The sequence below is a fragment of the Aeromicrobium wangtongii genome (assembly GCF_024584515.1).
Classification (GTDB): Bacteria; Actinomycetota; Actinomycetes; order Propionibacteriales; family Nocardioidaceae; genus Aeromicrobium; species Aeromicrobium wangtongii.
In genome coordinates this window covers 2,262,477-2,284,148 of record NZ_CP102173.1, presented here as the reverse complement: position 1 = coordinate 2,284,148, position 21,672 = coordinate 2,262,477, and the positions used below count along the sequence as shown (strand labels likewise).

Genomic DNA, 21,672 nt, shown 5'->3' with positions numbered 1-21,672 from the left:
GATGGCACAGCTGATCGAGACCGCGACCACGCCGATGAGGTCCGTCGACGTGGACATGGTGACGCTTGACCTGGTCGAGAACGCCCTGCGCAACGCTCGCTACGAGATGGACGAGGTGCTGTTCCGCACCGCGCTGTCGCCGGGCATCCGCGAGCAGCATGACGAGTTCCCGCTGATCGCCAATCACGAGGGCAAGATGATGGTGGGCCAGTTCGGCCTCTCGATCCCGGACTTCCTGGAGAACTTCGACGGCACGATCGAGGAGGGGGACGTCCTGCTGACGTCCGATCCGTACTCGTGCGGTGCGGCGATCAGCCACGCGAACGACTGGCTGGTCGTGCTGCCGATCTTCTTCGAGGGACGCATCGTGGGGTGGGCGTCGATGTTCGGGCACATGTCCGACGTCGGCGGCAAGACACCGGCCTCGATGCCCACCGATGCCCGCACGATCTTCGAGGAGGGCGTCGTCATCCCGCCCTTCAAGCTGTACAAGAAGGGGGTCCTGGACGAGGACGCGCTGCGCATCATCCTCAACCAGGTCCGCAAGCCCGACTGGAACCGGGCCGATCTCAACGGCATCGTGGCGGCCTGCCGCACCGCGGCCAAGCGCATCCAGGAGCTCTGCGCGCGCTTCGGCGTCGACACCTACAACTCGGCCCTGGACGCCCTGCTGGACCGCAACTACCGGGCGATGAAGGCGCTGCTCGCGATGGTGTTCGAGGAGGGCCGCACGCTGGAGTTCACCGACTACATCTGCGACGACGGCATCGGCTACGGCCCGTACGAGCTCAAGCTCAGCCTGACCCGCACCGGCGACAAGGTGCTGCTGGACTTCACCGGCAGCAGCCCGCAGGCGCAGGGGCCGATCAACTACTTCATCAACGAGAACCTGGTCCGGATGTTCTTCGGGATCTACATGATCACCGTCGCCGATCCGCAGATCCTGTGGAACGACGGTTTCTACCCCCTGGTGGATGTCGAGATCCCCGACGACTCGTTCTGGAAGCCGGCCTATCCGGCGGCGCTGAATGCCCGCAACCACGGCATCGGCCGCGTCTTCGACCTGTTCGGCGGCCTGCTCGGCCAGACCAATCCCGATCTGCTGAACGCGGCGGGCTTCTCGTCCTCGCCGCACTTCATGTACTCCGGCACGTACGGGGAGGGCGACCGCAAGGGGGAGTGGTTCCAGCTGTACTCGATCGGCTTCGGCGGCATCCCCGGGCGTCCGATCGGCGACGGCCCGGACGGGCACTCGCTGTGGCCCTCGTTCGTCAACATCCCGTGCGAGTACCTCGAGTCGTACTACCCGCTGCGCATCGAGCGGTGGGAGACCGTCGCCGACACCGGGGGAGCGGGCGTGCACCGCGGCGGCAACGGCGTCGACGTCGCCTACCGCTTTCTCGAGGCCGGGACGATCGCGATCCACGACGACCGCTGGTTGACCTATCCGTGGGGCGTCAACGGCGGGGAGCCCGGTGCGCGCGGTCGCAAGTGGCTCGAGCGCGCCGACGGCACCACCGAGGTGCTCGGCAGCAAGGTCCACGACGTCCAGGTGCTACCCGGCGACCTGCTGCACTTCGTCACCTGGGGCGGCGGTGGCTGGGGCGATCCGCTGGCCCGAGATCCGCAGCTGGTGGCCCTGGAGGTGCGCCGGGGACTGGTCACGGCCGAGGGCGCCCGACGTTACGGCGTCGCGCTGGCCGACGACGGGTCGGTGGACGACGCGGCGACGTCTTCGCTGCGCGACGAGCTGGGTGCGGGCCGCCCCGATCCGCTGCCGACCTTCGACCGTGGGCCTGACCTGGCCACGATCCTCGAGCGTTGCCTGGAGGAGACAGGGCTGCCGGCGCCGAAGGCGCCGATCCCGCGATGACCGACCGCGAGGAGCCGTTCGGCGCTGCCCTGGAGCCGGGACGCCGGCCGGCAGTGGTCGCGGTGGACCTCGTGCGGGCCTACTTCGAGCCGCAGAGCCCGCTGTTCCTGGACGACAGGTCGTGCCTCGAGCAGGCGGCGCGGGTGCTGGCGGCGGCCCGCGCGTCCGGGGTGCCGGTGCTGCACACGCAGGTGCGGTACGCGTCCGGCGGCGCCGACGGCGGGGTGTTCTTCCGCAAGGTGCCGGCCCTGCGTCACCTGGTCGGAGACGGTCCCTGGGGGCAGCCGATGGACGAGGTCCGACCGCTCGACGACGAGGTCGTGGTGGTCAAGCAGTACGCGAGCGCCTTCTTCGGCACGTCGCTGGCCAGCACCCTGATCTCCCAGGCGGTGGATACGCTCGTGGTGGTCGGTGTGAGCACCAGCGGGTGCGTGCGGGCGACCGCCGTGGACGCCGTCCAGCACGGCTTCGTGCCGCTGGTGGTCTCCGATGCGGTGGGCGACCGGACCCGTGCGGTGCACGAGGCCAATCTGTACGACCTGCGCAGCAAGTACGCCGAGGTCATGGACGCCGACGACATCTGCAGCTATCTCCGGACGACAGGAACGACGACGCCATGACCAGCCCGAGCATCCAGATCCTGGAGACCGCGCCGAGGGACGGCCTGCAGAACGAGGACACCGTGCTCTCGACGGCCGACAAGATCGAGCTGGTCGAACGTGCCGTCGCCGCCGGTGCGCGCCGCATCGAGGTGACCAGCTTCGTCAACCCGCAGCGCGTGCCCCAGATGGCCGATGCGGACGAGCTGATGCGCCAGGTGCCGCGGCACCCGGAGGTGAACTACGCCGGCCTGGTGCTGAACCGCCGGGGCCTCGAGCGGGCGATGGCCGCCGAGGTCGACGAGATCGACGTCGTCGTGGTGGCGACCGACACCTTCTGCGGCCGCAACCAGGGCATGACCACCGCGCAGGCGTGCGACGAGGCGGCCGGTCTGGTGCAGGAGGCGCGTGAGGCGGGAGTGCTCGCGACGGTCACCGTCGCTGCTGCCTTCGGCTGCCCGTTCGAGGGCGAGGTGAGCGAGGCGCGCCTGACCGAGGTGCTGCGGCGCGTCGTCGACATGGGACCGGACGAGGTGGCACTGGCGGACACGATCGGCGTCGCGGTGCCCACCGACGTCACGGTCCGGGTCGGCCTGGCCCGTGGGCTCCTGCCGGCCGGCACCCCCGTCCGGCTGCACCTGCACGACACCCGGCACACCGGCGTGGCCAATGCGGTCGCAGCGCTGGACGCCGGTGTCGCGACCCTCGACGCCAGCATCGGCGGCACCGGGGGCTGCCCGTTCGCGCCGGCGGCGACCGGCAACGTGGCCACCGAGGACCTGATCTACCTGTTCGACCGGATGGGCGTCGACACTGGGCTGGACCTCGACGTCGTCACCTCCGCCACCGCCTGGCTGCAGGACCGCCTGGGCAAGACCCTGCCCGGCGCCCTCCTGCGCGCCGGCGCCTTCCCCCCGAACTGACCGCCGCCGCGCCGGGGGCGGGACGAGAGAATCTGGTTTTGTCAGACCCGTTGCCGACGGAACCAGATTCTTCCGTCGCGCGACGGGTACCAAGTAGACGTGCTTCGATCACGGAGCGCGACGATCAAGCCGAGGAGAGCCCATGACCGAGATCCCCAACGCACCGACTGGTTCGCCGGTTGGCACGCCGTTCACCGATCCCAGCGCGCCGTTGCCGACCGAGCCCGAGCCCGAGATCGTCGACACCCCGGAGGACGACGGCCTGGGGGAGGCGCGTATCGCTGCCCTCGAGACCGAGCTGCCGGACTAGCTCTACCGGCAAACGAGCGCCTGCGATCACTTCTTCTCGCAGGCGATGCCGTCCTTGTCGCGGTCGGACTTCGTGTTCTTCTTGTAGATGGCAGCGCTGCGCGTGAAGTTCGTGACCGGCTTGCCGGAGGTCTTGTCCCTCGCACCGGGCTTGCCCACCCCGTGCGGATAGGCCTTGTTCAGCGCGGTGCAGTTCTTGTACGTCTTGTTGGCGGCCTCGGCCGGTGACGTGGTCGCGACGACCCCGAGCCCGACGACGGCGACGGTGCACACGGCGGAGGTGAGCTTGCGCAGCATGATTCTCCCGATGTGAGTTCCTTACCGTCCGATTCTCTCGGGGCCGCGGCTCGGCGTCTGACGAACGCGGGAACTCGCAGTCCTCGTCCAGCGCCAGTCGTTGTAAGCCTCCAGCTGCCGCATCACGGACGGGCTCAGCGTGGGCCACTCCTTGCGGCGGGTCGGACCGATCATGTCCAGCCAGTGCGCGAGGCCAAGGCCGAGTAGTCGTCTGACCGCGCTCAGATACTCCGAAGGAACCGGCCAACAAGCCAGAACACCACCATGGCCGCGCTCATCACCACCATGTAGGCCGTGACGACGACTGTGGCTGCGAGGACTATCCCACGGCTCCAGCCGTCCAGAGACGCTTGCCACCACCAGCCCACGACGCAGAGGGCGACGACCGCGATTGCGAAGATGTATATCCACCTCTCGGTGTAGACCTCTTCGATGATGTCCCCGCCCGCATCTTGCCGGCTCTTGTCCGTCGTCTTCCAGTTGTGCTGGGGCCCCTTGACCCATGGGGACATCTTCGACTTCGCGGACATGCCCCATGGTCTCAGTCGGCACTGGGTCATGGATAGCTCGTCGAGATCGTCCTGAGGGGAGGTGGCTAGGGCCTCGCCTGAAAAGGAAGTCCACTCGCTCGATCTCGGGGAAGACTCCTCGGAGTGGTCGTCGTCGTTCTGTGCTCTGCATGGGCGACGTCCATAGGGGCGAACAGTCGTCTCCTGTAGTCCTCGTTCCAATGGCCACGGCACACAGGCGTTCCTGGATGGTCACCGACGAACCGCCACGTACCATGGTCGGGTCATGACGAAGACCTACGAAGTGCGCACCTACGGCTGCCAGATGAACGTCCACGACAGTGAGCGGCTCGGCGGCCTGCTCGAGACGGACGGCTACGTGCGCGCCGAGGACGGGGTCACGCCCGACCTGGTCGTGTTCAACACCTGCGCGGTGCGCGAGAACGCCGACAACAAGCTGTACGGCAACCTGGGCCACATCGCGTCGGTCAAGGAGAAGAACCCCGGCATGCAGATCGCCGTCGGTGGCTGCCTGGCCCAGAAGGACCGCGACACGATCACCAAGAAGGCGCCGTACGTCGACGTCGTGTTCGGCACCCACAACATCGGCTCGCTGCCGGTGCTGCTGGAGCGGGCCCGCATCGCCCAGGAGTCGCAGGTCGAGATCCTGGAGTCGCTCGAGGTCTTCCCGTCCACGCTGCCGACCAAGCGCGACTCGGTGTTCGCCGCCTGGGTCTCGATCAGCGTGGGCTGCAACAACACCTGCACGTTCTGCATCGTCCCGGCCCTGCGCGGCAAGGAGAAGGACCGGCGTCCCGGCGACATCCTGGCCGAGGTGCAGGCGCTCGTGGACGACGGCGTCGTCGAGGTGACCCTGCTGGGCCAGAACGTCAACGCGTACGGCGTCGAGTTCGGCGACCGGCAGGCATTCGCGAAGCTGCTGCGGGCCTGCGGTGAGATCGAGGGCCTCGAGCGGGTCCGGTTCACCAGCCCGCACCCCAAGGACTTCACCGACGACGTCATCGCCGCGATGGCCGAGACGCCCAATGTCATGCCGCAGCTGCACATGCCGCTGCAGTCCGGCTCCGACCGGGTGCTGAAGGCGATGCGCCGCTCGTACCGCCAGGAGAAGTTCCTCGGCATCATCGACCGGGTCCGCGAGGCGATGCCCGGCGCTGCCATCACGACCGACATCATCGTGGGATTCCCCGGTGAGACCGAGGAGGACTTCGCCGAGACCATCGAGGTCGTGCGCAAGGCCCGCTTCACCAGCGCCTTCACCTTCCAGTACTCCCAGCGCCCCGGCACCCCCGCGGCCACGCTGCCCGACCAGCTGCCCAAGGCGGTCGTGCAGGAGCGGTACGAGCGGCTCATCGAGGTCGTCAACGAGGTCGCGTGGGACGAGGCGAAGAAGCAGGAGGGCCGCGTCGTCGAGCTGCTCGTCGCCGACCACGAAGGCAAGAAGGATGGTGCGACGCACCGCCTGACCGGTCGTGCGCGCGACAACCGCCTCGTGCACTTCGTCCCCGGCGACCACGACGTGCGTCCCGGCGACATGGTCAAGGTGCGGGTGACCTACGCAGCCCCGCACCACCTGGTCAGCGACGAGGCACCCATCGCGTACCGGCGCACGAAGGCCGGCGATGCGTGGGAGTCGCGCCAGGGACGCACCGAGGTCCGCTCGGTGGGCCTGGGCATGCCCTCACTGGGCGTCCCGGCACCGCTGCCGCCGGCCGCCCCGGCCTGCGCCATCTGAGCTCGGTCCGATGGTGAGGACGGGGCTCGTCGCAGTCGCGGCCTTGGTGATGTCTGTGAGTCTGCTGTCCCCGGCCAGTGGCGCTCCTGTGCCGGTACCGACCGCGCCCGCGCCCACCCAGCAGGCTCCGGTCGACCCGGTGGCAACCGCCACCCGGCTGGACGCCCCGCAGGTGACCCTGCGGCGGCCGGCCGCGTTGACTGCGCGCGTAACGGTCCAGGGCGGCGCCCAGCCGCCAGCCGGGGGAGCGGTCCGGTTCGAGCAGCAGACCGCGGGCGGCTGGATCGTCCTGGGCGACGCCGGCCTCGACGCGTCCGGCACTGCGGTCATCACCGCGACGTTCACCACCAATCCCATCGCGCTGCGCGCCACCTACCTGGGCGTGGAGGGCTACGCGCCCTCGACGTCAGCGCCCGTCGTCGTCGCCGGCGCCCAGCAGCCGACCACCGTCGGGCTGGACGCCCCGCGGTCGGTCACGGACGAGCGGACGCTGCGCATCGCGGCGCGCGTCACCACCCCGTACTCCGTGGTCCCGGGAGCGGCGGTCACCGTGCAGGTCTACCGCGACAAGAAGTGGCGCACCCTCGGCACCGCACGCACCAACGACGCCGGCGTCGCGACGGTGAGCTCGAAGCCACGGGTGACGTACAAGTACCGGGCGATCGTGGCAGCCGGCGACTGGTACACCGGTGCTCGCTCGTCGACCGTGACGGTCACGAACGTCCCGCCCGGCAAGGTCGTCAAGCTGCCTTCGAAGGCGCCCAAGCCACGCAAGCTGCCGGCCCAGCCGAGGGCCTCCGGCGACGGTCCGAACCCGTCGGTGTCGACCATCAGCGACCCGGTCTGGAAGAGCATGAAGGGACGCTCGTGGCGCGCCGGGTGCCCGGTCGGCCGCAGCCAGCTGCGCCTGGTGCGCATCAACTACTGGGGCTTCGACGGCTACCGCCATCGCGGTGAGCTGGTCGTGCACCGGTCGATCACCGGCAAGACGGTGCGGGCGTTCTCCGACCTGTACCGCCACAAGGTCCCCATCCGCGCGATGTACCGCGTCGACCGGTTCGGCTACTCCAAGCGATTGCGCGGCGCCAACGACTACGCGTCGATGGCCGCCGACAACACCAGTGCGTTCAACTGCCGCGACGTCATCGGACGCAAGGGGGTGCGCTCACCCCACGCCTACGGCCGCGCGATCGACATCAACGCCTTCGAGAACCCGTACCGGTACCGCGCCGGCAAGTGGGTCCCGAACACCTGGTGGCGCAACAAGGCGGCCGGCGCCTACGCGTGGACCAAGCGGTCACACCTGGTGCCGACCATCATGCGGCGCCACGGATTCCGCTGGCCCTACGGCAAGATCGACGGACAGCACTTCGCCGGCTGACCGCAGCCTGCGACGCAAAGGGCGTATGCAGCGCGATGTCATGTGCGACGGTGGGTCCGGCATCGACGACAGGGGGACGCGTGCGGGGGACTCGGGGCTGTCGGTCCGGCCGGCGGCGCAGGATGATCGTGGTCGTGGCGAGCCTGCTGCCGGCGGCAGCCTGCGGTTCCGGGCTCGCAGCGGAGCGCGGGGGTGGTGACCTGCCCATCACGCCGCGCGCGATAGCCGCGGTCGCCCTCGACCACGTGCCCGGCGACACGACGTCGCGCAGGGCGATCTTCGACGATCCGAAGGAGACGAGGGACGTCGGCATCTCGTTCCGGTACGGGAGTGAGACAGATGGCTCCTCGCTCGGCGTAAGTGTCACCCCCGACGTGGACCGGCCGGTGTGCGACGACGAGCTTCTCGACGGATGCGTGAAGCGCGAGGTCGACGACGGCACGATGGTGCTGAAGTGGCAGGAGGAGGAGCCGGAGGAGGACCCCGGGTTCGTCTCCGTGACGCTGCATGCCGCCGATCGTGAGGTCTCGGTCGCGTGGCTCCCCGACGAGGCCATCACCGGCGATCCGCGCCGGCAACGGCTGCGGATCCCGGTCGCGGCCATGGAGGACCTCGTCCAGGACGAGCGGCTGCGGCCCACGACGTCGCAGGCGACGATCGATGCGGGGGAGCGGGTCGACGACTGGCTCGGCGGCGAGCCCGACCCCTCTCAGATCAGCGAGACGACAGCGACCGGCAACGGTTTGATCAACGGATACCTACGTACCGCGGACGGCGGCACGGCGCGCGATCGCCGGCCGTCCCCGTTGGTGAGGGAGCTGGGCGCCGGGGCGGTCGGCGGTCGGTTCACGACGAGTCGGCTCGGCGACGACCCGTCGCCCACGGTGGACGTGCTCGTCGCACCGGGGCCACCGGACTGGTTCGCCGACGATCCGTGCGACACCGAGCGGTTCGCTGGGCACTGCGTCGTCGACCCGCAGGGGCACTACTTCGCGTGGATCCCCGGCCCTGCTGATGGCAGCGGCCAGATCTGGATGTTCACCTGGCGCGACGAGGACACCTTCGTCGCGGTCCGCAAGAGCCATGTCACGGTGCCGGAGTACGAGGGGGCTGCCAAGCTGGTGGGTGAGTGGGACCTGGTCTTCGTGCACCTCGACAGCCGAAACATCGGCTTCATGATCGATCGAGAACTGCTGGACGACGACCCGGCGCTGTCCCCGGCAGGCGGCACGATGGAGCCATGAGCGACCTCAAGGACGTCCTGCACGCCAAGCTGCGCGAGGTCCGCGGCGCCCTGCTGGCCGGGGTCGACGGCGCGAGCGAGTACGACCTGCGCCGCCCCATGACACCGACCGGCACCAATCTGCTCGGCCTGGTCAAGCATCTGGTTGGTGTCGAGCACGTCTATCTGGGGGAGTCGTTCGGACGACCGGCGCCCGATGTGCTGCCGTGGGTCGCGGACGGCTCGGTGTGGGACGGTGCCGACATGTGGGCCACGGCCGACGAGTCCAGCCAGGAGATCCTGGCCCTCTACCACCGGGCCTGCGCGCACGGCGACACGACGCTTGACGCGCTGTCCATCGACGCGCCCGGCCGGGTGCCGCACTGGCCACCGGCGACGGCCGGCACGACGTTGGGCTACCTGCTCGTGCGGATGGTCGCCGAGACCGCCCAGCACGCCGGGCACGCCGAGATCATCCGCGAGCTGGCCGACGGACGCACCGGGTCCGACACCCACGACAGCGGCACCGACTGGCCGGTGTATGTCGCCCGCATCAAGCACGCGGCCGACGCCCACCGCTAGACCTGCAGCGTCGGGTGCAGCCGGGTGATCGTGACGATCTGCTTGCGCCGTGCCGCCAGCACCGTGACGCCCAGCGCCAGCGCCGTGAACAGCCCCAGCACCAGGACGTCGCGCACCACCCCGTCGGTGCCGCCGGCCAGCGCCGCCCGCAGCCCGTGGACCGTGTAGGTCATCGGCAGCAGGTCGTGCAGCACGTTGAAGAACGGCGGTGACGTCTCGATCGGGTAGGTGCCGCCCGATGAGGTCAGCTGCAGGCTGACGAACACCAGCGCCGCGAAGCGTCCGGCCGGGCCGAGCAGTGCGACGAACATCTGGTTGATCGCGACGAACACGGCAGCCGTGGCCAGGGCGATGCCGATCAGCAGTGCTTGGTTGGCCGGCTCGACGCCGATGATGCCCTGCAGCACGGCCAGCAGCAGCGCGACCTGGACGAGCGAGATCGCCAGGCCCGGCAGGTAGCCGGCCAGCGCGGTGCGGATGCTGCCGGCCGTCGATGCGATGGCACGCGCCGACAGCGGTCGCAGCAGCAGGAAGATCGCCATGGCACCGACCCACAGGGCCAGGGAGATGAAGTACGGCGCGAGCGCGGCGCCGTAGTTCTTCACCGGGTGCAGGCGATCAGCCGCGTCCTCGATGGGTGTTGCGGCGGTCTTCGCGAGCTTCTCGCGCTCGGACGAGGTGTAGTCCGGCACCTGGCCGCTGCCCTCGTCCAGGCCGGTGGACAGCTTCGTCGCGCCCGCCGACAGCTGGTCGGCGCCGTCGACGAGCTGACCCGCACCATCGGCGAGCTGGTCGGCGCCAACGGCGAGCTCGTCACCGCCGTCGGCCAGGCGGTCGGCGCCGGACGCCGCGGCGTCCGCTCCCTTGCGGAGCTGGCCGGTTCCGTCGGTCAGCCGGTTCGCGCCGTCGGACGCCTGCCCGATCGCGTCGACCAGGGCCGGGACGCTGCGGGCCAGCTCGGAGGTGCCGTCGGCGACCTGGCGGGCACCGTCGGCGAGCAGGCGGGTCTGCTGGCCGGCGCCGGACGCCCGACCGCGCACGTCGCGGACGAAGGTCTTGAGGTCGCCGGCGCGGCTCGCGGTACCCTCGATCGCCGAGCAGTCCAGGCCGGCCGGGGAAGCGTCACGGCACTGGTTGGCCAGGGTGCGCAGCGAGCTCGCGAGCCGGTCGATGTCGGTCTCGGCGCGGTCGGTGGATCCCAGGAGGCCCTTGGTCACGCCCTGAACGAGCTCGTCGACCTGGGCCGTGCCATCGGCGACCTGGGCGGCCCCGTCGGCCAGCCGCCGGGAGTCGCGCGGCAGCGTCGAGGTGCGCTCGTCCAGCTGCTCCAGGCCCGAGGACAGCTGCTTGGCGCCGGAGTCGAGCTGCTTCGCCCCGCGGGCGAGCTTGCGGTTGCCGTCGGCCAGGGTGCCGGCGCCGTCGGCCAGCTCGCCGGCACCCCCGGCGAGCTGATCGGCCCCGTCACCGAGCTCGCCCGCGCCGTCCGACAGCTGGTCGGAGCCGTCGGCGAGCTCGGCCGCGCCGTCGGCGGCGTCGTCGAGCGCGAGCTTGAGATCGGAGAAGCTCAGATAGACGTTGTCCAGGTAGGTCTCGGTGACCTGCGCGTTGAGCGCCGACTTGGCCGCCTGCAGGATCGTCCGGGCGATGGTCCCGTTGATGTAGTTGACCGCGTCATTGGTCTGCAGGTCCAGATTGCCCTGGATCGCGTCCTGCGGGTCCCCGCTGGTGGAGGTGGCGGCACTCGACAGGTTCTCGGGGATCGTCAGGACGGCCTTGTAGTCGCCGGTGGCCAGCCCGCGCTGGGCGTCCTTGGCATCGGTGAGCACCCAGTCGTAGTTGTTGTCGCCGTCGTCGCTGACCAGGTTGCCGGCCAGCTGGCGGCCGATCGCGACGGGCTGCTTCTTGCCGTCGCGGCCGGTGATCTCGATCAGCTTGTCCTCGTTGACCACGGCAGCCTTGACGGAGTCGATGTTGCCGGTCGGGTCGAGATTGGCCCACACGTACATCGCGCCGTAGAACAACGGCACCAGCGCGACCGCGACGATGGCGGCTCGGGTCAGCCGGCTGCGCCGGAACCTGGCCAGCTCGAACCAGGGAAGGGACGGCGAGGGGATCATCAGAGCATCAACTCAGCAGGGGTGCGGGAGGTGTCCAGCTCCAGGAGGTGGAGCCGGCTGGAGGTGGAGCCGGAGGTCATGGGTGCCGCCGAGGCCGACAGGACGCTCGCCACGAGCGTCACGTCGTGGTGCTCGAGCAACGTCGCCAGGGCCGACCACAACAGGTCGATGTCCTCGGCGGCGCGCAGCTCGTCCGCATCGTCGACGATGACGATGCGGGGATCGTCGGTGAGCGCCAGCACGATGCCCAGCAGCTTGCGCTCCAGCCGGGTCAGGGTCGCGACGAGCGCCGACCCGGCAACCGGCTCGAACGGGATGCCTGCCTGCCGGTGGGCCTGCTCGAGGGCGTCGTTGAGCTGGCCCAGGACCGGCCCGAGGCGGCGACGGCTGACCGACAGCCCGAAGGACCGGATGGAGAGGCGCTCGGCGATGTGCTGGTCGACGGTGAGGTTGTCCTCGAGGTCGTTGACGCCCGCCAGCTCGGCCAGCGCGACGCGGTGGCGGACCCGCGAGGACTCCTGCGGCAGCAGGTGGCCGGCGATGCGCAGGCGTCCGCTGTCGAAGGCCATCCGACCGGCGAACGTCAGCAGCAGGGCGGTCTTGCCGGTCCCGGTCGGGCCGTGCACCACGAGCCAGTCGCCGGGCTCGACCTCGACCGAGACGTCGTTGAACACGGGTCCCTCGGGTCCCTCGGTTGTCAGCGCCGCCGCGGTGATGGCGGCGGTCGAGCCCGGACGCGGCCACGCGGCCAGGTCGACCCGGCGGTGCAGGCCCTCGCCCTCCACATCGACGTGGGGCAGGCGTCGTTCGAGCGCTGCCGGCAGGGTCCACGCGCGGCGGCCGAACAGCTCGAGCACGGCCGGCGCGAACAGCATCCGGATGAGGAAGGCGTCGACGAAGACGCCGATCGCCAGCGCGAACGCGATCGGCTTGATGTTCGGGTCGCCCTCGGGGACGAAGGCCGCGAACACCGCCAGCATGATGACCGCGGCAGCCGTGACGACGCGGGAGCTGCCCACGAAGCCGTCGACGATCGCCCGGCGCGGATCGTTCGAGCGGACGTACTCCTCCTTCATCCGCGCCATCAAGAACACCTCGTAGTCCATCGAGAGGCCGAACAGCACCGCCATCAAGATGATCGGCAGGAAGCTGATCAGCGGGCCGGTGTGCTCCAGGTGGACGAGCTCCATCAGCCAGCCCCACTGGAAGACCGCGACGACCGCGCCGAACGAGGCGCCGGTCGACAGCAGGAAGCCCAGCGTGGCCTTGAGCGGCACGACGATCGAGCGGAACACGATCATCAGCAGCAGCACCGACAGGCCCACCACGACGACGCCGAACGGGAGCAGTGCGCCCTGCAGTCGGTCGGACACGTCGATGCCGCCGGCGGTCAGACCCGTGACGGCCACGGGGACACCGTGCTCGGTGCGCCACTCAGGGGCGCGGTCGCGGATCGCACGCACCAGCTCGGTGGTCCGCTCGTCGGTCGGTCCGGTCGTGGGGATGACCTGGACGATGCCGGTGTCGGCGGTGCGGTTGGGCGTGGCCAGACCGATGTCGGCCACGCCGGGCATCGCGCGCAGGTCGGCGGCGATGTCGTCCACGACGCCGATCGGGTCGGTCGTGGAGATGATGTCGATGCTGACCAGCAGGGGACCGTTGTGGCCGGGACCGAAGTGCTCGTCGATCAGGTCGAAGGCGACTCGCTGGGTGCTGCCGGCCGGTGCGGTGCCGTTGTCGGGCAGCGCGAGCTGCAGGTCCTTGGCCGGGATGGCGGTGATCGCCAGGCCCACCACGACCACGACGATCGCGATCAGCGGGAACCGCGTCATCACCGTCACCCACCGGCGCGAGAACCCTCCCGGCGCGTGGCCGGCACTCGGAGTCAGTCGCGCCCCCGCGCGTCCCAGCAGTGCAGGCAGCGCGGTCAGCGCCACGGCCACCGCGATGACGACCGACAGCGCGGCGACCGCGCCCATGATGGTCAGGAACGGGATGCGGGCGATCGCCAGGCCCAGCAGGGCGATGACGACCGTGATGCCGGCGAACACCACCGCCGAGCCGGCCGTGGCCACCGACCGCGCCGCGGCCTCCTCGGGCTCCAGCCCGTCGCCGAGCAGCTCGCGGTGGCGCGACACGATGAACAGGGCGTAGTCGATGCCGACCGCCAGACCGATCATGAGCGCCAGCAGGGGAGCGGTCGAGGAGATCGAGGCGAATCCGGTGGCGGCGATCGTGATGCCCATCGTGACCAGCACGCCCAGCACCGCGGTGACGATCGGCATCACCGCGGCGCGCAGCGACCGGAACATCACCAGCAGGACGATGAACGCCACGATGATGCCGATGACCTCGATGATCGACAGCTGGGGGCCGGTGTTGGTGAACACGTCGCCGCCGAAGGCGACCGTGTGGCCGGCGGCCTTCAGCGCGTCCCCGGTGTCGACCAGCTGGTCGCGCTCGGCCGGCGTGACGTCGGTCAGCTCGCGGTCGAACTGGATCTGCACCTGGGCGGCATGACGGTCCTTGGACAGGCCGATCGCATTGCCCTTGTCATAGGGCGAGACCGCCTCGGTGACTCCCTCGACCTGCAAGATCTCGGCGACGGCGTCGGTGACCAGGCGCTTGGTGGCGGGATCGTCGACCGTCCCGCCGTCGGGTGCCACGACGATGAGATAGGCCGAGGTGCCGCTCAGCTCGGGAAACGTCCGCCCCAGCGAGTCGATCGCCTCCTGCGACTCGGTGCCGGGGATGTCGAAGGCGTTCTTGGTGCCGTCGCCCAGGCCCACGGCTGCGACGCCGGCGACCAGCAGCACCAGCACCCACCCGCCGAGCACGCGGCGTGGATGGCGGAAGGCCCAGCGGCCGAGGGCGTACAGGGAGTTCGACACCGCAAGGACGATACGTTTGTGTATTGAGTACGTCAATGTATTGAACTATGATGTGGGCCTCACCGCAGGAAGGACTGGTATGTCGGACAGCTCACCCGCGCGACCCGCCGTGCGCCGCCGGGCCGCGACCCGCGAGCGCCTGCTCGACGCCGCCCGCGAGGTGCTGGCCCGTGAGGGCATCCAGGGCGCGTCCGTCGAGCACATCTGCGACCAGGCCGGGTTCACCCGCGGCGCGTTCTACTCCAACTTCGGCAGCAAGGACGACCTGGTGCTGGCGCTGCTCGACCAGGAGCGCGAGCGGATGTTCACCGCGCTGCGGGCGGCGGCCGACCCCGCGTCGTACGAGGGGCTGGACGTCGTCGAGGCCTTCGGCGTCATGATCGACCGGTTCCTGCTGATGCAGCCGCAGGACCGCGAGTGGTTCCTGGTCAACGCCGAGTTCCAGCTGCGCGGGGTGCGCGACGACGCCGTCGGGCGCGCCTTCGTCGAGGCCTGGCGCCAGGTGCGGGCCGACTTCGAGGACTTCATGTCCACCGTCCTGCAGACGCTCCGGCTGCGCCTGACGGTCAGCGTCTCGCACGCCGCGACGATCCTGATGGGCACCTACGAGAGCGCGCTGCGCGAGGCCTTGATCGAGGACCGCCCGATCGACCTGGGCCTGCTGAAGGGCACGCTGCCGCTGTTGCTGCTGACCGTGACCGAGCCCGCCGTCTGAGCCACGCTCGGGCTCAGTGCAGCAGCTTGAGCCCGATCACGCAGCCGACGATGCCGGCGATCAGCAGCACCTTGACGACGGACGCGGGCTCCTGGCCGGTGATCATCGCGACGGTGACGGTCAGCGTCGCACCGATGCCGACCCACACGGTGTACGAGGTGCCGACCGGTAGCTCGCGCATCGCATAGGCGAGGCCGCCCATGCTCAGCACGATCGAGATCGCGAAGACGATGGTGGGCACGAGACGGGTCAGGCCGTCCGAGCGGCCGAGGGCGGTGGCCCACACCGCTTCGAGGACGCCGGACACCACGAGGACGAGCCAGGACATGAGAGTTCTCCTTGGCGCCGTCTTGTCGCACACCGGGTACGGCACCGCTCGTCCGGGAGCCCGTCAGGGCTCTGCGCCCAGTCTGGCACGTCCGGCTGCGGTGGGAGAATGAGGCCATGCCCCTCCAGATCGCCCAGGACCCCCATGCCGACCAGGTGCTGACCGAGAACCCGTTCGCTCTGCTGGCCGGAATGATGCTCGACCAGCAGTTCCCGATGGAGCGGGCCTTCGCCGGCCCGGCCAAGGTGTTGGACCGCTTCGGCACGCTCGACCCGGCCGCGATCGCGGACGCCGATCCCGAGGCGTTCGCCGAGCTGTGCTCGACGCCGCCGGCGATCCACCGCTATGGACGCTCGATGGCCGGACGGCTGCAGGCGCTGGCGCGCATCGTGGTCGACGAGTACGACGGCGACGCGTCCCGGATCTGGACCGAGGCGTCCACCGGCGAGGCGCTGATGAAGCGGCTCACCGCGCTGCCGGGGTTCGGCGAGCAGAAGGCCAAGATCTTCACGGCGCTGCTGGCCAAGCAGCTGGACGTCAAGCCTCGCGGCTGGACGACCGTCGTCGGCGACTACGGCCGCAAGGGCTTCCGGTCGGTGGCCGATGTCGTGGACGCGGAGTCGCTGGCCAAGGTGCGTGCGTTCAAGCAGGAGCAGAAGAAGGCCGCCCGCGAGGCCGGCGCCTGATCCCCTGCGGAGCGCGCCGATCGCTGCCACAATCGCCTCACGCGAATTCATCTCGGGGGGGATCTCATGCGGCGTCTGGTGTCGATCGTGACCATCTGCGTGCTGGCGCTGGCCGGCGCGTGCGGCACTGACAGCGAGGACGGCGGGGACGGCGGGAACGGCGGGGACCGGTCGCAGACGTCCGGCGACGCGGGACTCGACGTCTGCTCGCTGGTGTCGGACGACACGGTCAAGGACCTGCAGGCCAGGTCGGCCGACGAGCAGAGCAAGCCCCACGAGGGCCTGATGCGGGGCGCCGAGCTGTTCGTCGAGTGCCGGATCAACACCGGGGTCGACGTGGGATTCGCCGTCCGGGCGGCCCCGGGAGGACCCGGTCTGGAGACCCTCGTGGAAGCGGCCCAGCCGCTGGACGGCATCGGTGACCAGGCGTACATCGGAGACAACAGCTACGACGGCGTCCGCATCGCGGCGCGCGTCGGCGACCACGAGCTGATCGTCAACAGCGATGCGTACATCGGCAGCAGCGGCGACGGGATCAGCCGCGACGACATGATCGCAGTGGCCAAGGAGGTCGCGTCCGCCCTCGGCCAGGAGAAGCCGGGGGCGGTGCGTCTGCCGGAGGCATGCCCGCCGCCGTCGGACCCGCAGGTCCAGAAGGCTGTCGGCGCGACGCTGGTGGCCCGCGGCTCTGCCAGCGGCAACAGCTGGGTGGAGTGCAACTACGTGAGTGACGCGCGGACGCTCACGCTGGCGGCGGTCGCTGCGACCGGGAAGTTCAGCGCGATCGCCGGTGGCCCGGACACCTTAGTCGAGGTGGACGGCGACCAGGCGCAGTTCGACACCGCCGGCGGCATCAACCTCAACGTGGGCGACACGTGTGTCCTGCGGGCCGAGTCCTCGCCGCTGGGCTGGGCGCCGGCCGATCAGCGACCGGAGTCCGAGCGACGCGAGGAGGCCATCGAGCTGGTGCGCTACGTCAAGGAGTCCATCGGCTGCCCGTGAACGGGCGGGGTTCAAATCCCCCGGTAGGCGTCGGTCCGCGGGTTCGCGAGCGTCCGGGGCACCGTGCAGGCCGGATCGCCGAGCCACACGTCGTTCATCCGTTCGGTGATCTTGTGACCGTCGGCGTCACGCGGCACCTCGAGGGACGCCTCGGGATCGCGCAGCAACCGGCGGGCGTACCGCTCGCGGGCGTCCACGAGTCGTTCCCAGTCCTGCAGCCACTGCTCGGCCGGCTCGTCGTCGCGCACCTCCCGTGCGTTCTCGCGCCGGATCGCCAGCACCATGAGCTCGACGGCGCGGTTCTGGTCGACGATCGTCGCGGCCTGCTGCGGCGTGGAGCCGGACAGCGGCATGCTGTCGATCGTCGCGGTCATCAGCTCGCACTGCGACGCGATCGTGTCGGTGAGCTCCTCGTCCTCGATCAGACCGGAGAAGTCCTGGCTGCCGAGGACCACCAGCAGGGTGGTCAGGCCGGCCGCGCCAACCAGGCCCAGCACGGTGGCCAGCGCCGCGATCCACTTCCAGCGCGTGCGGACCTCCGGCGGGGGGAACTGCCAGGTGTTGCGGGGAGGCGGGTATCCCGGACCAGGGGCGTCGAGCACGGGCCCATCGTGTCATGCCGGGTAGCGTTCCACCCGTGATCCTCGCCGCCGCCGTCTGCCCGTGCCCGCCGCTGCTGGTGCCGCAGATCGCGCCCGGCACGACCGAAGAGCTGGCGACCCTGCGGGCGGCGTGCGACCGGGCGGTCCGCACGGTGCTGGACGCGCGCCCCGAGCGGGTCGTCGTGATCGGCGCCGGGGACCTCGGAGCCGATCGGGACGAGCGCGCCGGCGGCACGCTGGCCGGTCACGGCGTCGACGTGCGCGCCGGGGGACCGGACGTGTGCCTGCCGCTGAGCCTGACGATCGGCGCCTGGCTGCTCGACCGGGCCGGCTGGACCGGCCGCCGCACCTACTCCACCGGTCGCCCGGACGTCGACGGCGAGGTAGGGCTGCTCGTCATGGCCGACGGCACCAACACCCGTTCCGAAAAGGCGCCGGGGTTCTTCGACGAGCGCGCCGAGGACTACGACCGGGCCATCGCCACGGCCCTGCGTGACGGCGACCCGGCCGCGCTGGTCGCGCTCGATCCCGAGCTGGGGGCCGAGCTGGGGGCCGCGGGTGTCCCGGCCCTGCGCACCCTCGGAGCCCTGACGGCCGATGCCGCCGTCACGGCCCACCTGCGCGACGACGAGGCGCCGTTCGGCGTCGGCTACGTCGTGGCCGATTGGGTCGTGCGCGCCTGAGACAATGGGCCCATGCCCGGATCTGAGCGAGTCGTCGCCGTCGTCGGTCCGACTGCATCGGGCAAGTCATCGCTGGCCGTCCGCATCGCGCAGCGGCTGGGCTCGGCCGAGGTCGTCAACGCCGACTCGATGCAGCTGTACCGCGGCATGGACATCGGCACCGCCAAGCCGACGGCCGCCGAGCGGGCGATCGTCCCGCACCACCTGTTCGACGTGCTGGACGTGACCGAGACCGCGAGCGTCGCCGAGTTCCAGCAGCTCGCGCGGGACGCCATCGCCGACTGCCACGCGCGCGACGTCACGCCCGTGCTGGTCGGCGGATCAGCGCTCTACGTCCGCGCAGTGCTCGACCGCCTCGAGTTCCCCGGCACCGATCCGGCGGTCCGGGCGCGCTGGGCCGGTGAGCTGGAGCGTCGCGGCAAGAGCGCGATGCACGCCGAGCTGGCGCGGCGCGATCCCGCCGCTGCGGCGCAGATCCACCCCAGCAACGATCGCCGGATCGTCCGGGCGCTCGAGGTCATCGAGCTGACCGGCGAGCCGTTCACCGCCACGATGCCCGGCTACGACTCGATCTACCCGCACCTGACGATCCTGGGGCTCGACGTCCCCCGCGACGTGCTGGACGTCCGCCTGGCCGAGCGGGTCGAGCAGATGTGGGCCGACGGCTTCGTCGACGAGGTCCGGGCGTTGCTGCCGCAAGGGCTGGAGGACGGCCTGACCGCGAGTCGCGCGCTGGGCTACCAGCAGATCCTGGCCCACCTGCACGGACAGATGACCGAGGACGAGGCGCGGGAGGCCACGATCACCGGCACCCGCAAGTTCGCCCGCCGCCAGGACCGGCTCTTCCGCAAGGATCCGCGCATCCACTGGCTCCCGTACGCCGCCGACGACCTCGTCGACCAGGCCCTCGACGCGATGGGTCGCGCTAGGCTGGGGGGATGACCTTCGCATGGCTCAAGGGGCACGGCACCGAGAACGACTTCGTGCTGCTCCCTGACCATGACGGCTCCGTCCACGGCGACCTCGATCCGTCCTTCGTCGCGGCCCTGTGCGAGCGCCGCCGCGGCATCGGCGCCGACGGCGTGCTGCGGGTCATCCGGACGTCCGCGATCGGCCTGCCGTCGGCCGGCGAGTGGTTCATGGACTACCGCAACGCCGACGGGTCGATCAGCGAGATGTGCGGCAACGGCATGCGGGTCTTCGCGCTGCACCTGGTGCAGGAGGGCCTCGTCGACCCGAGCGAGCCGTTCGTCGTCGGCACGCGGGATGGGGACAAGGAGATCTCCTTTCGACAGGCTCAAGGGGCGGAGATCAGCGTCGACATGGGCGTCCCGCAGGTGCAGGGTGTCTCGAAGGTCAGCGCGGCCGGGAACACCTGGGAGGCCCAGGATGTTAGAACTGGCAATCCCCACGCTGTCGCCTTCGTCGACCGGCTGGGCGACGCCGGCACCTTGCTGACGCAGCCCGAGTTCGACGAGTCGGTCTACCCCGAAGGCGTCAACATCGAGTTCGTCGTCCGCGAGGGCGAGCGCCACGTGGCAATGCGTGTGCACGAGCGAGGCTCGGGGGAGACGCGTTCTTGTGGCACCGGCGCCTGCGCCGTGGCCGTGGCCACCGCGGTGGCCGACGGAGCCGAGCGACCCATCACCTATCGGGTCGACGTCCCCGGCGGTACCGTGCACGTCAGCTGGAACGCCGATGACCACATCGTTCTCACCGGTCCCGCGCAGATCGTCGCCCGGGGCACCATGGATTGGACTGCATGACCGAACACACCAGCACCTCGACGACCACCGGACCCGCGCCCCAGGGCGTCGACGGTCTGGAGCTCGAGGAGCGCAACTCGCTGCGCCGCGTGGCGAACCTGCGCACCGAGCTCGAGGACATCACCGAGGTCGAGTACCGGCAGCTGCGCCTCGAGCGCGTCGTGCTCGTCGGCGTCTGGACCGAGGGCACCGCGGAGGATGCGGAGAACTCGATGGCAGAGCTCAAGCTGCTGGCCGAGACGGCCGGCTCCGAGGTGCTGGACGCGCTGATCCAGCGTCGGCAGAAGCCCGACCCGGCGACGTACATCGGCTCGGGCAAGGTCGACGACCTGCGCGCCGCCGTCGAGGCGACCGGCGCCGACACGGTGATCTGCGACGGTGCGCTGGCGCCCAGCCAGCTGCGCAACCTCGAGGACAAGATCAAGGTCAAGGTCGTCGACCGCACCGCATTGATCCTGGACATCTTCGCCCAGCACGCCAAGAGCAAGGAGGGCAAGGCGCAGGTCGAGCTCGCCCAGCTGCAGTACCAGAAGCAGCGTCTTCGCGGCTGGGGCGGCAACCTGTCCCGCCAGGCGGGCGGCCAGGCCGCCGCCGGTGAGGGCATCGGTGGCCGTGGCCCCGGTGAGACCAAGCTCGAGACCGACCGTCGTCGCATCGAGATGAAGATGACCAAGCTGCGCCGTGAGCTCGCCGAGCTCAGCAAGGCCCGCGAGACCAAGAAGGGCAACCGCAAGCGCCACGACATCCCGTCGGTGGCGATCGCGGGCTACACCAACGCCGGCAAGTCCAGCCTGCTCAACCGGTTGACGGACGCCGGGGTGCTGGTCGAGAACGCGCTGTTCGCGACGCTCGACCCGACGACACGGCGCACGCAGACGTCCGACGGACGCGTCTACACCCTGTCCGACACCGTCGGCCTGGTCCGCAACCTGCCGCACCAGCTGGTCGAGGCGTTCCGCTCGACGCTGGAGGAGGTCGCCGAGTCCGACCTGATCCTGCACGTCGTCGACGGCTCCGACCCCGATCCGGAGGGCCAGATCGCCGCGGTCCGACAGGTCGTGCTCGAGGCCGGTGCCCACGAGATCCCCGAGATCCTGGTGATCAACAAGGCCGACGCCGCCGACCCGATGGCCATCAAGCAGCTGCTGGTGCGCGAGCCGCACGCTGTCGTGGTCAGCGCACGTACCGGCGAGGGCATCGACGAGCTGCTCAGCGCGATCGAGGCCGATCTGCCGCAGCCCTCGGTGCACGTCGATGTCGTCCTCCCGTACGCCCGGGGCGATCTGCTCAACCAGATCCACACCGAGGGCGAGATCGAGTCCCTCGACCACGAGGCGGACGGCACGCACGTCGTGGCCCGCGTCAACGGAGCCCTCGCCAGCGAGCTGGAGCCCTACACGGCCTGACCGGCTGTGGACGGGATGAGGGCCC

The 21,672-nt window shown here is 70.3% G+C and carries 21 protein-coding genes and 1 riboswitch; of the genes, 15 read left to right on the top strand and 6 right to left on the bottom strand.

The window, feature by feature from the left end; translation table 11 throughout:
* Position 1 precedes the first annotated feature (1 nt).
* The 4 genes from NQV15_RS11185 to NQV15_RS11170 all read left to right on the top strand — a co-directional run bounded on the left by NQV15_RS11185 (position 2) and on the right by NQV15_RS11170 (position 3,705).
* On the top strand, positions 2 to 1,873 hold the full coding sequence (locus NQV15_RS11185; RefSeq protein WP_232399938.1) for a hydantoinase B/oxoprolinase family protein: 1,872 nt from the start codon (positions 2 to 4) through the stop codon (positions 1,871 to 1,873).
* Positions 1,870 to 2,493, top strand: coding sequence for an isochorismatase family protein (locus NQV15_RS11180; protein WP_232399937.1), 624 nt, complete (start codon positions 1,870 to 1,872; stop codon positions 2,491 to 2,493). Before NQV15_RS11185 ends, NQV15_RS11180 begins: the two co-directional genes overlap by 4 nt.
* Positions 2,490 to 3,395, top strand: a complete 906-nt coding sequence (locus tag NQV15_RS11175; RefSeq protein WP_232399936.1) for a hydroxymethylglutaryl-CoA lyase — start codon at positions 2,490 to 2,492, stop codon at positions 3,393 to 3,395. Before NQV15_RS11180 ends, NQV15_RS11175 begins: the two co-directional genes overlap by 4 nt.
* A gap of 142 nt (positions 3,396 to 3,537) precedes the next feature.
* Positions 3,538 to 3,705 carry a hypothetical protein gene (locus NQV15_RS11170; protein ID WP_232399935.1) on the top strand — a complete coding sequence of 56 codons (168 nt, stop codon included), beginning with the start codon at positions 3,538 to 3,540 and terminating at the stop codon, positions 3,703 to 3,705.
* 26 nt (positions 3,706 to 3,731) lie between these two features.
* On the opposite strand, the gene NQV15_RS11165 is transcribed toward NQV15_RS11170, so the two are convergent.
* Positions 3,732 to 4,001: an excalibur calcium-binding domain-containing protein gene (locus NQV15_RS11165; protein WP_232399934.1), complete on the bottom strand. Its 270-nt coding sequence runs from the start codon at positions 3,999 to 4,001 to the stop codon at positions 3,732 to 3,734.
* Between the two features lie 221 nt (positions 4,002 to 4,222).
* Positions 4,223 to 4,531, bottom strand: a complete 309-nt coding sequence (locus NQV15_RS11160; RefSeq protein WP_232399933.1) for a hypothetical protein — start codon at positions 4,529 to 4,531, stop codon at positions 4,223 to 4,225.
* A 265-nt stretch (positions 4,532 to 4,796) separates the two neighbouring features.
* On the opposite strand from NQV15_RS11160, the gene miaB reads away from it, so the two are divergent.
* From miaB to NQV15_RS11140, 4 genes are all read left to right on the top strand, one after another.
* The gene (gene miaB, locus NQV15_RS11155; protein ID WP_232399932.1) at positions 4,797 to 6,266 is read left to right on the top strand and encodes a tRNA (N6-isopentenyl adenosine(37)-C2)-methylthiotransferase MiaB; all 1,470 of its coding nucleotides are present in this window, start codon (positions 4,797 to 4,799) and stop codon (positions 6,264 to 6,266) included.
* Between the two features lie 139 nt (positions 6,267 to 6,405).
* Positions 6,406 to 7,647 (top strand): M15 family metallopeptidase, encoded by a 1,242-nt coding sequence (locus NQV15_RS11150; RefSeq protein WP_232399931.1) that lies wholly within the window; start codon positions 6,406 to 6,408, stop codon positions 7,645 to 7,647.
* Between the two features lie 134 nt (positions 7,648 to 7,781).
* Positions 7,782 to 8,891, top strand: a complete 1,110-nt coding sequence (locus NQV15_RS11145; protein WP_232399930.1) for a hypothetical protein — start codon at positions 7,782 to 7,784, stop codon at positions 8,889 to 8,891.
* Positions 8,888 to 9,451 carry a DinB family protein gene (locus tag NQV15_RS11140; RefSeq protein ID WP_232399929.1) on the top strand — a complete coding sequence of 188 codons (564 nt, stop codon included), beginning with the start codon at positions 8,888 to 8,890 and terminating at the stop codon, positions 9,449 to 9,451. The genes NQV15_RS11145 and NQV15_RS11140 overlap by 4 nt, the downstream gene beginning before the upstream one ends.
* Here the strand turns inward: NQV15_RS11140 and NQV15_RS11135 are convergent.
* Together NQV15_RS11135 and NQV15_RS11130 are read right to left on the bottom strand one after the other, a co-directional pair.
* Positions 9,448 to 11,568: a YhgE/Pip domain-containing protein gene (locus NQV15_RS11135; protein ID WP_232399928.1), complete on the bottom strand. Its 2,121-nt coding sequence runs from the start codon at positions 11,566 to 11,568 to the stop codon at positions 9,448 to 9,450. The two genes, NQV15_RS11140 and NQV15_RS11135, sit on opposite strands and share 4 nt — an antisense overlap.
* On the bottom strand, positions 11,568 to 14,459 hold the full coding sequence (locus NQV15_RS11130; RefSeq protein ID WP_232399927.1) for an MMPL family transporter: 2,892 nt from the start codon (positions 14,457 to 14,459) through the stop codon (positions 11,568 to 11,570). The genes NQV15_RS11135 and NQV15_RS11130 overlap by 1 nt, the downstream gene beginning before the upstream one ends.
* Positions 14,460 to 14,538: 79 nt before the next feature.
* Between NQV15_RS11130 and NQV15_RS11125 the strand changes: the two genes are divergently transcribed.
* Positions 14,539 to 15,174: a TetR/AcrR family transcriptional regulator gene (locus NQV15_RS11125; RefSeq protein ID WP_232399926.1), complete on the top strand. Its 636-nt coding sequence runs from the start codon at positions 14,539 to 14,541 to the stop codon at positions 15,172 to 15,174.
* A gap of 13 nt (positions 15,175 to 15,187) precedes the next feature.
* Here the strand turns inward: NQV15_RS11125 and NQV15_RS11120 are convergent, their stop codons facing one another.
* Complete coding sequence (locus NQV15_RS11120) at positions 15,188 to 15,502, bottom strand: DMT family transporter (RefSeq protein WP_232399925.1); 315 nt, start codon at positions 15,500 to 15,502, stop codon at positions 15,188 to 15,190.
* Positions 15,503 to 15,513: 11 nt separating this feature from the next.
* Positions 15,514 to 15,577: riboswitch (guanidine-III (ykkC-III) riboswitch) on the bottom strand.
* 41 nt (positions 15,578 to 15,618) lie between these two features.
* Here NQV15_RS11120 and NQV15_RS11115 point away from each other — a divergent pair.
* A complete protein-coding gene (locus tag NQV15_RS11115) occupies positions 15,619 to 16,188 on the top strand; it encodes an HhH-GPD-type base excision DNA repair protein (protein ID WP_232399924.1) in 570 nt (189 codons plus the stop codon).
* A gap of 66 nt (positions 16,189 to 16,254) precedes the next feature.
* A complete protein-coding gene (locus NQV15_RS11110; protein WP_232399923.1) occupies positions 16,255 to 17,190 on the top strand; it encodes a hypothetical protein in 936 nt (311 codons plus the stop codon).
* A gap of 11 nt (positions 17,191 to 17,201) precedes the next feature.
* Here NQV15_RS11110 and NQV15_RS11105 read toward each other — a convergent pair whose 3' ends face one another.
* On the bottom strand, positions 17,202 to 17,792 hold the full coding sequence (locus tag NQV15_RS11105) for a hypothetical protein (RefSeq protein WP_232399922.1): 591 nt from the start codon (positions 17,790 to 17,792) through the stop codon (positions 17,202 to 17,204).
* Between the two features lie 35 nt (positions 17,793 to 17,827).
* Here NQV15_RS11105 and NQV15_RS11100 point away from each other — a divergent pair, with 35 nt between their 5' ends.
* From NQV15_RS11100 to hflX, 4 genes are read left to right on the top strand one after another with little or no spacing between them, the layout of a single operon-like run.
* Positions 17,828 to 18,475 carry a class III extradiol ring-cleavage dioxygenase family protein gene (locus NQV15_RS11100; protein ID WP_232399921.1) on the top strand — a complete coding sequence of 216 codons (648 nt, stop codon included), beginning with the start codon at positions 17,828 to 17,830 and terminating at the stop codon, positions 18,473 to 18,475.
* Positions 18,476 to 18,487: 12 nt separating this feature from the next.
* Positions 18,488 to 19,417, top strand: coding sequence for a tRNA (adenosine(37)-N6)-dimethylallyltransferase MiaA (gene miaA / locus NQV15_RS11095; protein ID WP_232399920.1), 930 nt, complete (start codon positions 18,488 to 18,490; stop codon positions 19,415 to 19,417).
* Positions 19,414 to 20,241 (top strand): diaminopimelate epimerase, encoded by an 828-nt coding sequence (gene dapF, locus NQV15_RS11090; protein ID WP_232399919.1) that lies wholly within the window; start codon positions 19,414 to 19,416, stop codon positions 20,239 to 20,241. Before miaA ends, dapF begins: the two co-directional genes overlap by 4 nt.
* Positions 20,238 to 21,647 (top strand): GTPase HflX, encoded by a 1,410-nt coding sequence (gene hflX, locus NQV15_RS11085; protein WP_232399918.1) that lies wholly within the window; start codon positions 20,238 to 20,240, stop codon positions 21,645 to 21,647. The genes dapF and hflX overlap by 4 nt, the downstream gene beginning before the upstream one ends.
* Positions 21,648 to 21,672 lie beyond the last annotated feature (25 nt).